12 protein-coding genes and 1 pseudogene are annotated in these 12,361 nt (G+C 70.3%); 4 read left to right on the top strand and 9 right to left on the bottom strand.

Annotated features, from left to right (window positions below; genetic code table 11):
- Positions 1-62: 62 nt before the first annotated feature.
- From ELQ39_RS31655 to ELQ39_RS31670, 4 genes are all read right to left on the bottom strand, one after another.
- Complete coding sequence (locus ELQ39_RS31655) at positions 63-836, bottom strand: hypothetical protein (RefSeq protein WP_242595359.1); 774 nt, start codon at positions 834-836, stop codon at positions 63-65.
- The gene (locus ELQ39_RS31660) at positions 833-1,174 is read right to left on the bottom strand and encodes a helix-turn-helix transcriptional regulator (RefSeq protein ID WP_190003397.1); all 342 of its coding nucleotides are present in this window, start codon (positions 1,172-1,174) and stop codon (positions 833-835) included. Before ELQ39_RS31660 ends, ELQ39_RS31655 begins: the two co-directional genes overlap by 4 nt.
- A gap of 146 nt (positions 1,175-1,320) precedes the next feature.
- On the bottom strand, positions 1,321-3,336 hold the full coding sequence (locus ELQ39_RS31665) for a SpoIIE family protein phosphatase (protein ID WP_242595361.1): 2,016 nt from the start codon (positions 3,334-3,336) through the stop codon (positions 1,321-1,323).
- A gap of 162 nt (positions 3,337-3,498) precedes the next feature.
- Positions 3,499-4,251 (bottom strand): HAD family hydrolase, encoded by a 753-nt coding sequence (locus ELQ39_RS31670; protein WP_242595363.1) that lies wholly within the window; start codon positions 4,249-4,251, stop codon positions 3,499-3,501.
- 526 nt (positions 4,252-4,777) lie between these two features.
- Between ELQ39_RS31670 and ELQ39_RS31675 the strand changes: the two genes are divergently transcribed.
- A complete protein-coding gene (locus ELQ39_RS31675) occupies positions 4,778-5,476 on the top strand; it encodes a ScbR family autoregulator-binding transcription factor (protein WP_242595365.1) in 699 nt (232 codons plus the stop codon).
- Between the two features lie 75 nt (positions 5,477-5,551).
- On the opposite strand, the gene ELQ39_RS31680 is transcribed toward ELQ39_RS31675, so the two are convergent.
- On the bottom strand, positions 5,552-6,508 hold the full coding sequence (locus ELQ39_RS31680) for a GlxA family transcriptional regulator (RefSeq protein WP_242595367.1): 957 nt from the start codon (positions 6,506-6,508) through the stop codon (positions 5,552-5,554).
- Between the two features lie 137 nt (positions 6,509-6,645).
- On the opposite strand from ELQ39_RS31680, the gene ELQ39_RS31685 reads away from it, so the two are divergent.
- From ELQ39_RS31685 to ELQ39_RS31695, 3 genes and pseudogenes are all read left to right on the top strand, one after another.
- Positions 6,646-7,284, top strand: coding sequence for an HD domain-containing protein (locus tag ELQ39_RS31685; RefSeq protein ID WP_242595369.1), 639 nt, complete (start codon positions 6,646-6,648; stop codon positions 7,282-7,284).
- A 422-nt stretch (positions 7,285-7,706) separates the two neighbouring features.
- Positions 7,707-8,165: a carboxymuconolactone decarboxylase family protein gene (locus ELQ39_RS31690; RefSeq protein WP_242595371.1), complete on the top strand. Its 459-nt coding sequence runs from the start codon at positions 7,707-7,709 to the stop codon at positions 8,163-8,165.
- A 141-nt stretch (positions 8,166-8,306) separates the two neighbouring features.
- A pseudogene (locus ELQ39_RS31695) lies at positions 8,307-8,420 on the top strand (DUF5063 domain-containing protein); the annotation flags it as partial.
- Here the strand turns inward: ELQ39_RS31695 and ELQ39_RS31700 are convergent.
- The 4 genes from ELQ39_RS31700 to ELQ39_RS31715 form a co-directional block, all read right to left on the bottom strand.
- Positions 8,395-8,787, bottom strand: a complete 393-nt coding sequence (locus ELQ39_RS31700; protein WP_242595373.1) for a hypothetical protein — start codon at positions 8,785-8,787, stop codon at positions 8,395-8,397. The pseudogene ELQ39_RS31695 and the gene ELQ39_RS31700 overlap by 26 nt on opposite strands.
- 225 nt (positions 8,788-9,012) lie before the next feature.
- On the bottom strand, positions 9,013-11,004 hold the full coding sequence (locus tag ELQ39_RS31705) for a SpoIIE family protein phosphatase (protein WP_242595375.1): 1,992 nt from the start codon (positions 11,002-11,004) through the stop codon (positions 9,013-9,015).
- A 512-nt stretch (positions 11,005-11,516) separates the two neighbouring features.
- On the bottom strand, positions 11,517-12,062 hold the full coding sequence (locus tag ELQ39_RS31710) for a pyridoxamine 5'-phosphate oxidase family protein (RefSeq protein ID WP_225625294.1): 546 nt from the start codon (positions 12,060-12,062) through the stop codon (positions 11,517-11,519).
- An 86-nt stretch (positions 12,063-12,148) separates the two neighbouring features.
- Complete coding sequence (locus tag ELQ39_RS31715) at positions 12,149-12,355, bottom strand: hypothetical protein (protein ID WP_242595377.1); 207 nt, start codon at positions 12,353-12,355, stop codon at positions 12,149-12,151.
- Between the last annotated feature and the right edge of the window lie 6 nt (positions 12,356-12,361).

Genomic DNA, 12,361 nt, shown 5'->3' on the forward strand with positions numbered 1-12,361 from the left:
GAGTATATGTCGTTGAACTGACTATGGCTCCCGGTCAGGCCCCGGCACTCCTGCCGGACGCGTCAGGGTCCGACGGTATGGGCGAAGGCGAGATACAACGGACAGGCCACGACCGTCGCAGCCGTCCGGAGGACGGCGAGGGACCGCTGCCGCAGTGCACGCGCGACCCCGCAGGCCGCCAGCACCAGCAGCGGCCACAGGCCGTGGTCCGTACTAACGGGCAGCACGCCGGCGTACAAGGCGGTGACGGGCGCCCACACCGCCGCGGCCGTCACTCCGGTGGCGACACGGTCGCGCGCTCCCGGCGGCTGATCGGGCGGAGCGGCTGCCAGGGTCAGGGCCGCGAGCAGCGCCATGACGGGCGTGACGACGGGATCACCGAAGGCCGGGCCGCTGACGACGGTGGCGACCGCGAGGGCCACCAGCCCGACGACGGCCGCCCACACCCCGGCACGCCACCGGCCGGTGAGCGCGGTGACGGCACCGACCACCACCAGCGCGGAGGAGAACAGCCGTACGGTCCAGCTGTCCGGGTCGAGGGGCGGGAAGGCGGGGGACAGGGCCCCCGCGACGTACCAGCGGCTCAGGTGCACCCCGCAGTAGGCGGCGGCGACCCCGGCGACCTGCGGCGCGGCCTCCGCGAGCAGCCGTCCGGCCGTACTCGAGGAAGTCACCCCGAGTCGCATCCTCAGGGCATGCCCGGCGATGTCGGCGGCCTCCCGCAGCCGGTCCACGGCGCGGGCGCCGTCCACCGACTCCCGATAGACGGCGAGGATCTCCTCCCCGGCCTCGATCCGGTACCGCCGCGGATACAGCCGCAGGAGCGGCCCGATCACGTCTGCGTCGCGGGACGGCCGGAGAGCCCGAGCCGGCGGGTGGCCTCGCGGGCGGTCGCCGCCATCCGCTCGGCCGCCGCGGACAGGGTCTCCCGCCCGGCCGGAGCGAGGGCGTACACCTTGCGGGCGCGCCCGTCGACGACCTCCTCACGGTGCACCTCGATGAGCCCGTCCTTGAGGAGACGGTCCAGGGCCCCGTAGAGCGTGCCGGTCCGCAGCACGACGCGCCCTCCGGACAACGCCTTGACCTCCTGCGTGACGGCGTACCCGTGCCGGGGCCGGTCGGCCAGGGCCGTGAGGATCAACAGACTCGGCTCCTGCAACGGACGCTCACTCATCCGGCCAACATATGCCGCCGAACGTCCCATGAGCAACGCGGCCGCGGCGGCGACGAGGTCGCCGTCAGTCGGCCGCCTCGGCATCACCCGCTTCCCAGGGCTCTCCCCGCCCCTGTTGCTCGTGGCGGAGAGGGGCGGGCTGGGTGCTACGGCACGGACAGGCGCAGCGCCACCAGCGCCGTGTCGTCGTCGTTGTCGGCGGTCAGCATCCCGGCGAGCAACTCGTCACAGAAGGATTCCAGTGGGCGCCGGGCAGCGGTCGACGCGTGGCGGCGCAGCCGGTCCAGTCCGTCGGTGAGATCTTCGTTCCGGCGTTCGACCAGCCCGTCGGTGTACAGCAGCAGCGTGGAACCGGGGGGCAGAGGATGGACGGCAGTGCCGTGGCGGGGATCCGGGAGCAGCCCGAGCATGGGGGAGCGGCCCTCGTTCAGGAAGTGTGCGGTGCCGTCCGCCTCGACGAGCAGGGGCGGGGGGTGTCCTGCTACGGAGTAGTGGAGCTGCAAGCCGCCCGGCGCCGGGCGTTCGATCCGGGCCAGGACACAGGTGGCGGTGCACTCGAGGTACAGGGTCTGCATGGATGTGTCCAGGCGCCGCAGGATGTCGCCGGTGGGTTCCTCACGGTCGAGGGTGAGTCCGCGCAGCATGTTGCGCAACTGGCCCATGGTGACCGCGGCGGGCAGGTCGTGACCTGCGACGTCACCGACGGTGAGGACGGTGGCGCCGTCGCGCAGCACGAAAGAGTCGTACCAGTCGCCGCCGACTTCGGCGGCCGAGCTGCTGGGCCGGTAGCGGACGGCGATGTCGAGGCCGGGGACGTCCGGCGGCTCGGTGAGCAGGCTGTGCTGGAGGGCGAGCGCCACCTGCCGGGTTCGCTGGTACTCCAGGGCGTTGCTCAACGGGGTGTGGGCCCGTTCCAGGAGCGTCTGCAGCAGACTGATCTCCGGTTGACCGAGGGACGGGCGGTCGCCGTTGACGCAGGCGACGACCAGGGCGGCGGTGGTGCCGTCGACGACGACCGGAAGCAGGACGACGCTGTTGGCGTCGGGCGCCAGCCAGGGTGCGGTGCCCGTCGGGGCGATATCGGGCGGCGGGGAGCCGGGCGGGAAGACGGCGTGGACCGGGCGGCGCAGGTCGGCGGCGCGGACGAGGGGGCTGTCCGGGCCCAGATGCTCGGCGTGGTGCGGGGGCGGGACGGCAGGGCCCTGGCGGGTCACGGCGGCGACGCGTTCGGCGGTCAGGGCGGTCCCCGGCGTGCGGTGCAGGGCCTGGGGAAGCAGGTAGGAGGTGCAGCTGTCGGCCAGCTCGGGCACGATCACCGCGGTGAGGGCGGCGAGCATCTCGTCCGGCCGGGCGGTGTCCGCCGTCACGGCGGTCGCCCGGGCCAGCAGCCTCTCCCGGCGGGCATCCTGCCACTCCTGTTCGACGTCCCGGCACGTGCCTATCCACTCGATCACCGTGTCACCGTCGCGGACCGGCGCGGCGTCGACCGCGAAGTGCCGGTAGCCGCCCGTGGCCAGCCGCAACCGGTAGGTGTGGGTGAAACGCGGCTGCACCTCCCGCAGGGCGCGGCTCCACCGCTCGACGACGGAGGCGCGGTCGTCGGGATGGACCGCGTCGATCCATCCGTCGTCGCGGAACTCCTGCCAGCTCTGCCCGGTGACCCGCTGCCAGCCCGGGCTCGGCTCGGTCACACCGCCTTCCGGGCCCGTCACCCACACCATCTCGGACCCGGCGCGCACCAGGCTCCGGTAGCGCAGGAGTGCGCGGCGTCGCTCCTCGGACAGGACGCGGATCCGCCGTGCGGCAGTCACCTGCTCAGTCGTTTCCACGATCACGCCCAGCACGCCACGGCTCCCGTCACTCACCGTGGCCCGGGAGACGCTGAACGTGAAGTAGCGTGTCTCCTCCTGCGGCGAGTCCGCGAAGTCGAGGTCGATGGGAACGGCCGTGAGCACCTCGGCCTCACCGGTGGCGAGAACCCGGTCGAAGATGTCGAAATAGCCGGACTGCGCGAGGTCGGGAAAGACGCGTCGGAGGGGCCGGCCCAGCGGACGGTCACCGAAGATCTTCCGGTAGACGGCGTTGGTGTACGCGAGCCGGTGCTCCGGCCCTCGGGTGAACACCACACCGATCGGAGCGGGATCGAACATCTCCAGCCTCATGCGGGCCTCCACCTGCCCCTGCCCGGGAAGTGAACGTAGGCAGCGATTCCCCCAGTACCCCCTCGTCAGGTACCGACGCTCGACCTCACTCATCCGGCTCGTCGACGGCCGGCATCGTCGCGCGGCGCTGACGAGGTCACCTGCCGGCCGTCGAGAGGACTCTCACGGCTGAGATCCGTCGCCCTCCGGCCAGTTACGCACCCAGCGCAGCACTTCCGGATCGTCCAGGGCCGCCACCCAGGCGTCGGCATGCCCGGTGTCCGCCTCGTCAGGCAGCGGGCCCACGCCGAGGACCCGCAGTCCGGCACGCCACGCCGACTCGACGCCCGTGAGGGAGTCCTCGACGGCAAGCGCGGCTTCTGGGCGGACTCCGCACAGACGTGCCGCCGTGGTGTACACATCCGGCCATGGCTTGGGGCGCACCGCCTGCACGCGTTCGCCGTCCATCCCGAGCGCGGTCCCGCGACCGTCCGGCGGCCCCGTGGGCACGACGACGTGGCGGAAGTGACGGCGCAGCCCTGCGCGGCCGAGGCTCTCCTCCACCACCTCCAGCGGGCAGTTGCTGGCCACGGCCAGCGGCAGCCGCCCGGACAGCAGGCGCACCATCTCACCGGCACCCGGCATGGTCAGCGGGTCCTCCGCCACCAGGGACATGAAGTGTGCGAGGAGCGCCGTGGTCAGGTCCGCGGCCAGCTCGGGCTTGTTCGTCTCCTCCGCCATCAGGCGGCCGCAGTCGACGTAATGCACACCTTTGGCGCGGTCGGCGAAGCCCGGAGGAGGCCGCAGACCGAACTCACGGAAGGCGCGGTTCCGCGCGTCCTGCCAGTGACGTTCTGTGTCCATCAGCGTGCCGTCGCAGTCGAAGACGACAGCCTCGGGCGACCAGTTCGACAGGGTTCGGAGTGGCGGCGTCATGAGGCCTCCTGGGGGAGAGGGCGGGAACGGGACCACGAGTCGCGGGGACTGCGGGGTGAGGCGGCGGGCCCCGTGACGAGGGAGCGCGGCCGGCCGGTGCCCTTCGGGAACCCACCGGCAAGGACGACTCGCTTTTCGGGGCATCAGCCGCAAAGGGAAAACATTGCAACGGCTACGATATTTAGCCTCCGAAATACGGCGCAATCACCGTTTCGAGTACTCGCCTCGCAGGTGATCAGGGTGTAAGCGGTTGCCCGGCCCGCCGTCTGCCGGTCCCCCGGGGCGGCGTCATCCCCGCTGTGAGCAAGGCGAGTTGCGGGATCTGTTCGCGGCGAGGAGTCACGCCCCCGCGTGCGATGAAAGGGGAATTCGGCGAACCAGGAGCGGCACCCTGAAGCCAATTTCCACTCGTAGGTGTTCAGATTCGAAAGAAATGCCGCAATCCCGCCGTGTGGCTGACGGTTCATTGCACCGGGCGTACGCGGGCGCACTACATTGTGGGCCGTTCACTACGGAGCCGAACGAGGTGCGCAAGATCTTGCAGGAACGGGCCAGAGCAACCCGCAGATCACTCCTGGAGGCAGCCGCCTGTCTCTTCGCCCAGCAGGGTTACGCCGGCACCAGCGTCAACGACATAAGCGCCCGGTCGGGACGAACCAGCGGATCCGTCTACTTCCACTACGCCAGCAAGGAAGGCATCGCCCAGGCGGTCGTCCGGGAAGGCTTCGCGACCTGGCCGAGCCTCGTCCCCCGGTACGACGACCCGAGCGTGCCACCCCTGGAACGCCTCGTCGCGTTGAGCTACGACATCGCCCGCGCTCTCGCGGAGGACTCCGTGACACGCGCGGGTGCCCGCCTGTGGGCCGAGCGCCACACCATCAACGTGGAGCTCCCCGACCCCTTCGTCCTCTGGACGACCGCGGTCACACGCCTGCTCGCCGAGGCCCGGGCCGGGGGATGCCTGGCCGCCGGTGTCCGCCCGGCTGCCACTGCCCGCACCCTGGTCCGCGCCTTCTACGGGTTCTGCACCCTCACGGAGGCGCTGGAAGGGTCCCATGCGCTCACCGTCCGCCTCTCCGACTGGTGGCAGCTCACCCTGCCCGCCCTCCAACGCGACCCGCGAGCCGGCCAGGGGGCGACGCGGCCGGCGGCAGCCGCGCCGCCCACCGACACCTGCCCGCCCCCTCCCGCGCTGCCCACGGGAGCGCCCGCCACCGGAGAGTGAAAGCTGACCACCCGCACCACGGAACCTGAGACGAACCGGCCCGGCGCGTGTCGACTCACGCCCGTCACGGTTCCGTCACCGCGTTGTCCTGAAGCGGCGCTGATAGGCGGCAGGGCTGAGCGACAATTCCCTCACGAAAACTCTCCGCATGCTTTCGTAGCTCGGGAATCCGGCGAGGGATGCCGTCTGCGTCGCGGTATGCCCCTGGTCGAGCAGGGCTTTCGCCATGTCGAACCGGATCATCTCCACGTACCGGGCCGGCGTGGTGGACAGCTCTTCGCGGAAGAGCCGCGTGAGATGCCGGGGGCTCACATTGAGGTGCTTGGCGAGTTCGCCGAGTGAGTGTTTCCCCCCGGGGTTCGCCGTGACCACGTCGGTGACCCTGCGGAGGGCCGGAGATCGGGGCGGCGGTCCCTGCAGTGGGGCGGAGAACTGGGACTGGCCGCCCGAACGCTGCACATAGACCACCAGGGCGCGGGCGACGTCGCGGGTCAGATCAGGGCCGTGATCCTCCTCGACGAGTGCCAGGGCCAGGTCGATGCCGGCGCTCACGCCGGCCGAGGTGTAAGTGGTGCCGTCACGGACGTAGATCGCGTCGGGTTCGACGTGACTGGACCGGCAGCGGGCGGCGAGCTCGTGCGCGACCTGCCAGTGCGTGGTCGCCCGCTTGCCGTCCAGGAGGCCGGCGGCGCCGAGGACGAAGGCTCCGGTGCAGATGGACGCGACACGGCCGGCGCGGGCCGCCAGCGTGCGCGTGGCGTCGATCAGATCACGGGGCACAGGTGTGCGCGGGTAGAGGTCCGCGCCGGCCACCAGGAACGTGTCAGGAGCGGGCTCCGTGGCGGCGCCGTCGACCGCGATCCGGATCCCGATGGAGGAGGTGACATCGGCGCCGGTCGGTGACACCAGCACGATCGTGTAGTCGGCGCCGAGCCGGTTCGCTTCTCCGAACACCTCCGCGGGGCCGACGACGTCCAGGAGTTTGACCCCGTCGTAGACGAGGATCGCGACCTGATGCGTGGCGGAGCCCACGATCCCGCTGCCCGCCTGTCCGGATTCGGGTGACTCGTGGCCGGACCGAGGGAGCGCCGGTGGCCGGGTGGTTGGCACTGTGGAAAACGGACGCACCGTCCATTCGTAACACACCGAAATCCGAAGGAGCACAGGTCATGAGCGAGATCATCGCGGGGGTGGAGATCCCTGAGACGGCGGCGGTCGTGGAGGCCACCCGCCGCGTGCAGGAGACGACCAGCCCTCTCATTTACCACCACTCCCGACGCGTTTTCGTCTTCGGCGCCATTCATGCTCACAGACTGGGCCTGGAGCCCGACCCGGAGCTTCTCTACCTGTCCGCGATGTTCCACGACACCGGTCTCATGACGCCGTTTTCCGACGTGGAGCAGCGCTTCGAGGTCGACGGAGCGGACCACGCGCAGAAATTCATGCTCGACCGCGGTTTCCCGGCCACGGCGGCCGCTGTGGTGTGGACGGCGATCGCGCTGCACACGACCCCGGGGATTCCCGACCGGATGGGCCCGGAGATCGCCATGACGAACCTCGGTGTTCTGACCGACGTGCTCGGTCTGGGTCTGGACGAGCTGGACGGCAGCCAGGTGGACGAGATCACCGCGGCCCACCCCCGGGGCGACTTCAAGAAGGAATTCCTGAGGGCCTACGTCGACGGGCTGAAGCACCGACCCGAGACCACGAACGGGACGGTGAACTCCGATGTGCTGGAGCACTTCGTTCCCGGCTTCCGCCGCACCACCACGGTCGAGCGCGTGCTGGGCGCTCCCTGGCCGAGCTGATCAGAACGCCATGAAAGGCAACGTGACAGCCCGCCGGAGCGGATGGCCTTCGCCCTGCGCGATGTCATCGGTCCCGCATTCGGCCGGATCGCCGAGGTGCTGGATGTCTCCGGGCCGGGTCCTCGGCGACTCGTCTGGCGGGCACGACGGCGGGTGGCCCGAGCGAGGCAGTGGACGCCGCAGGCGTCGAAGACGGAGCGTGAACGCGTCCATCGCGTCCGCCCCTGACAGGCGTACTCCCGCGAGACGCCCACCGCGTCCTCACCGAGACCACCGGCCGGACCAAGCCGGTCGCAGCCATGGGGCGTGCAGCGGGGCGGCGACACCTGTCGCCGGCTCCGTCCCTGCGGGAGCGCGCCCCGTCCACCACCAAGACGTGCCCGACAAGCGCGGCGCGATCCCACGAAGAAAGTAGAGGAACCATGACCGACCCCCAGCGCGTCAACCTCGGCGAGCAGCACCCGGCCGCCTACAAGACCCTCATCGCCCTGTCGTCGGAGGTGGCGAAGGCCGCCGCCGCAGCGGGCCTCGACCCGCTTCTGGTCGAACTGCTGAGGATCCGCACCTCCCAGATCAACGGCTGCGCGTTCTGCCTGCGCATGCACACCCACGACGCCCTCAAGAAGGGCGAGAATCCCGACCGGATCGCGGTGCTGCCCGCATGGGCGGAGACCGGCTACTTCTCCGACACCGACCGCGCCGCCCTCCGCCTCACCGAGGCGATCACACTCGTGCCGGACGGACACGTGAGCGACGAGGACTTCAAGGCCGCCGCGGCCATACTCACCGCGGACCAGATCTCGGCAGTCGCCTGGCTGGCAACCGTGATGAACGCCTTCAACCGGGTCGCGATCACCAGCCGGTACCCCGTGGGCAACTGACCTTCGACGAGGCCACCGGCGGGGGTGGAAGCTGCCGAAGTCTCCACCGCGTGCAGTTGCTGGTGGAATCAGCCGGGCGGCTTGCGCGAGCCGCCCGGCTCACACTCAACTGCCGCCGCGCAGAAGTAAATCGGCAAGCGCCTCGACACCGACCAGGCCATGGAGGACGAGACGCTGGAGTTCGAGGCGGGCCGGGTGATGGCGGAGGAGAGCGCGGGACCGCTGGGAACTACCGGTACAGGACGATCGAGTTGATCGGGGTCAGGTTCAGGTACTCCCCGTAACCCGGACCCAGAACTTTGCTGCAGTCGCCGGTGCCGTTGTAACCGGTGCACAGCTTCACGTAGGCGTCCTCGAACGGGCCGTTCTGGTTGTTCAGGACCCAGTGCTGGTTGACCTGGTTCGACAGGTTGTAGGTGCCGTAGCGGAAGTACTTGTTGGTGATGTCTCCGGCGCCGATGTTGCTGTAGCGGCCCTCGGCGTAGATGCAGACGTTGCCGTCCGGGCAGCCGGCCCAGTCCTGAGCGGCGGCGGAGGCGCCGGTCGCGCCCGTGAGCACGGTGGCGCCGGTCGCAGCGGCGACGGCGGCCATGGCCAGCAGGTTGCGGAGCTTGTTCCTCATGGTGGTTCCCTTCCTGGCTCTGTTTGACATGTCCTATGCCTACCAGGGGGCATTGCCGGGCGGGTACCTGACAGATGTCAGGGTGGAAAGGCGGGAGTTGTCCCGAGCGAAGGACGCCGCCGGTACCGCCACCGTGATCGCCGACGGCGGCTACCGCGGCGCCGGCGAAGGGCGGCACCCGAGGTTGGAGAAGGAGGTGAACCTGTCCGCGGGGTCTTCGGCTTCTCAGTCAGGCGGATCGGCACGGAAGGCGATCAGGGCAGTGTCGTCTCGGTTGTCGGAAAGGTTGTCCTGCAGGGAACCGAGGAGTTCAGACAGGGGCATGCCGCGTTGGTGCGCGGCCGCGGTCAGAAGTCTGTGCTGGCCTTCGCCGAGGGATGCTGCGGGGGTCTCGATGAGGCCGTCGGTGTAGAGCAGGAGGGTGTCTCCGGGGGCGAGGATGTGGCTGTGACTGGTGCGGGGAAGGGTGGGGTCGACGCACAGCGGGGGGTCCTCGTCGGTGCCTGTGAGGAAGTACGGCTCAGCCTGGGCGGGCATGAGCAGGGGCGGCGGATGTCCGGCGTTCGACCAGGTCATGTGCCAGGCGCCGTCGACGTGACGTTGCAGGCGGGCGTGGATGGCGGTGGTGAAGGAGGCGGTGTCGAGGCCTTCGGCGGCGTTCTCGAGCATGGTCAGGACGGTGGAGGGCATGCATTCCGGACCCTTGTTCCAGGCAAGGCCGCGGAGCATGCTGCGGAGCTGTCCCATGACCGTGGCCGCGGTGAGGTCGTGCCCGGCGACGTCTCCGATGTCGAGAACGAGGGTGCCGTCGGCGTAGACGACGGCGTCGTACCAGTCGCCCCCGATCTCATTGGCGGAGCTGGCCGGCTCGTAGCAGGCGGCCAGGCTCGCGCCGGGCACGGCCGGTGGGCTGGTGAGATGAGCGTGCTGGAGACGCAGAGCAGTGCGGCGTGCTTGCTGCAGGTCAAGAGCCTTACGGATGGGCGGTTCGGCGAAACGGAAGATCCTCTGCAGCAGCTCGATGTCGGCGGGGTCGGGAGCTGGGGCGTCACCGTTGGCGCTGGTGACGGCGTAACCGAGGACGATGTCCTCGGCCACCAGCGGGTACAGGGTCACGCTGGTGGCCTCCGAGCTCATGAGCCAGTGCTCGGTGACCGTCGGGACGATGCCTGGCGGCACTCCCTTTCCCACGGGCAGGTGGAAGGTGCAGGGGGCCTGTCTCTCCAGCATGTCCCGGACCGTGTCGCTGATGACGACCGTCTGATGCCGCAGCGGAGGTCGTGCCGGCAGGCCGTGGCGGGTGGAAGAGGCGGCCCGTCTGGCCGTGACGGGCGCGTGCTCGGGCAGGGGCCACTCCTCCTGGTCCAGCAGCATGATCACGCACGCGTCGGCGAGCTCCGGCACGATCGCCTTCACCACCGCGGCGAAGGCCTCGTCCAGCCCTCCTCCAGACACTTGTGCGATCTGAGCGATGAGACGTTCCCGCAGTGTCGCGCTCCACGTGTCTTCGACGTCGTCGCTCGCAGCGATCCATTCGTCCGCACGGCCGTTCCGCAGGATGGGCACGCACCGGGTCGACACATGACGGTACGAGCCGTCAGCGGCCCGCACCCGGAAGGTCGTCTCGAACACGCCCGGGGGCTCCTGAGCGAGTGCGACATCCCACTCCAGCCGAAGCCTGGCCCTGTCACGCGGATGGATGTACGCACCCCACCGTTCGTCCACCCGGCCGTGCCCCGGACTTCCGGTCAGCTGCTGCCAGCCGGGAACGAGCTCTTCCGCCGATCCGTCCGCACGCAGGACCCACACCATCTGCGAGACGGCCGAGACGACCGCCTCGTACCGCTCGAGTGCGACGGTCTCGGCCGTGGTGTCCAGCGCGACGACCATCGCGCCGCGGCCTTCCGCCGTGGTGACCGGCGTGCAGGAGTACACGAAGTACCGCGCCTGCTCAGGGGCGCCGGGGTCGGGCTCGCGCGTTTCGGGGAGCCGGCGGGGCCGTCCGGTGGTCACCACCTCGTCCAACACCGTCAGGAACTCCTCCGCGTCCGGTTCGGGGAACGCCTCCCTCGCGGGCAGTCCGACGGGCCGGGCTCCGAGCAGCCTGGCACACGCATCGTTCTGGTAGACCAACCGGTGCTCAGAGCCCGCGAACAACGCGATCGCCGCCACCGTCTCGTCGAAGAGCCTCACGTCGAGAGCCCTCACCGAACCCATCAGCGGCCCCTCGTCGCGCCGTGCCCCCGCTGGACTCGCGGTAGGCCGGGAGCCCGCCCGAGTTGTGTCATCACCTCGTGCTCCCCTTCCGCGGTCGGCCGTCGGGGCCCCAGCTCGCCCGCCGGCGAATCCGAGGGCCGGTCGCGCCCGAAGGTCACGCAAGCATGCGGACCCAGCCGGCCCGGTCGGCGTCCCCGCGCGGCCATGCGGACCATCCCCTGACGAGGACATCGGTCGCGCGCGGCTGTACGCCGAACGGGCCCGCCACCTCGACATCCTGCGAAGGGTGGACAAGGGGCAACCACCACATCGGCTGCCCGTGACTCCAGGCTCATCCAGCGGGAGTCGCTTCGCAAGCGGTGAACCGACACCCGTCCAGTACGGCATACGGGGGCAGGGCGGGCCGCCCGGCCCCAGGCGCGACCAGGACGTGGACAGCAGAAGCCGCGGGCCACCCATGGCAGGTCGGTGTGGCTAGCTGTCGGATACGGGCTTCGTCGCACCCAGGCCCGCTAGAAGGTGTAGCGGGTGTGGCTGAAAACCTGGCCGTCGTGCCCGAAGCCGTACGCCGTGCCGGGTGCCACCGCGAACAGGAGGTCGATGCCCTTACGGATACTGTCGCCGAAGCCGTAGAAGAGTCCCTCCGGGGAGGTGACGTGGTCCCCGTACTGCGCCTCGAACGCGGCGATGACCTCGTCCTGCCGCGCAGGATCCGTCACCCGCTCGGCCGTTCCCTCGATCACGATGTCGAGGCCCTCGGAGAGTGAGTTGTGCCCTGTGGTGAGTGCGCAGTGGGGATTGCCGGCCAGGTTCTTCGCCTTCTGCTCTCCCGGCCCGGTACTGAAGTGCAGCGCGCCCTCGTGCCAGGCGGCGATCAGCGGCGTGACGTGCAGCCGGCCGTCCGGTCGCACCGTGGTGATCCAGAAGACCTCGGCAGTCCGCAGCTCGCGTTCGGCCTCGGCCCAGTCGGTCGCGGTGACGTCCTTCGCGCCCGGGCGCGGGTTGAGCGCGGAACTGTAGCGAGCGTCGAGCTCGGTCCTGGGCTGTTTCGGAGTCATGCGGAATCCCCTTCGCTCCTTTTACGAGGAGGCTACGCAGCCCGGCCCGGCGGCGCTCGGGCCCGGCTTCTGTGTCAGAGGGCGGCTCAGGGCGCCGGCGTGTACTCCGGCAGCGTCAGGGAGGAGTGCGTCGTCCGTCGTGCCTCGGCCTCCGCCGTGGCCAGCTCCTTCGCCATCGCCTCCGGGTCGCGGAGCAGCGCGTTACGGGCATCCACCTGCGCACGCGTCGTCGGTGTGACGATCGTGCCGCCGGCGGTGGCCAGCGCCTGGTTACGCTCCGCGAACGGGCGCATCCGGCG

Origin of the sequence: Streptomyces sp. GB4-14 (assembly GCF_022696125.1) — a bacterium.
In the GTDB taxonomy this organism is placed as follows: Bacteria; Actinomycetota; Actinomycetes; order Streptomycetales; family Streptomycetaceae; genus Streptomyces; species Streptomyces werraensis.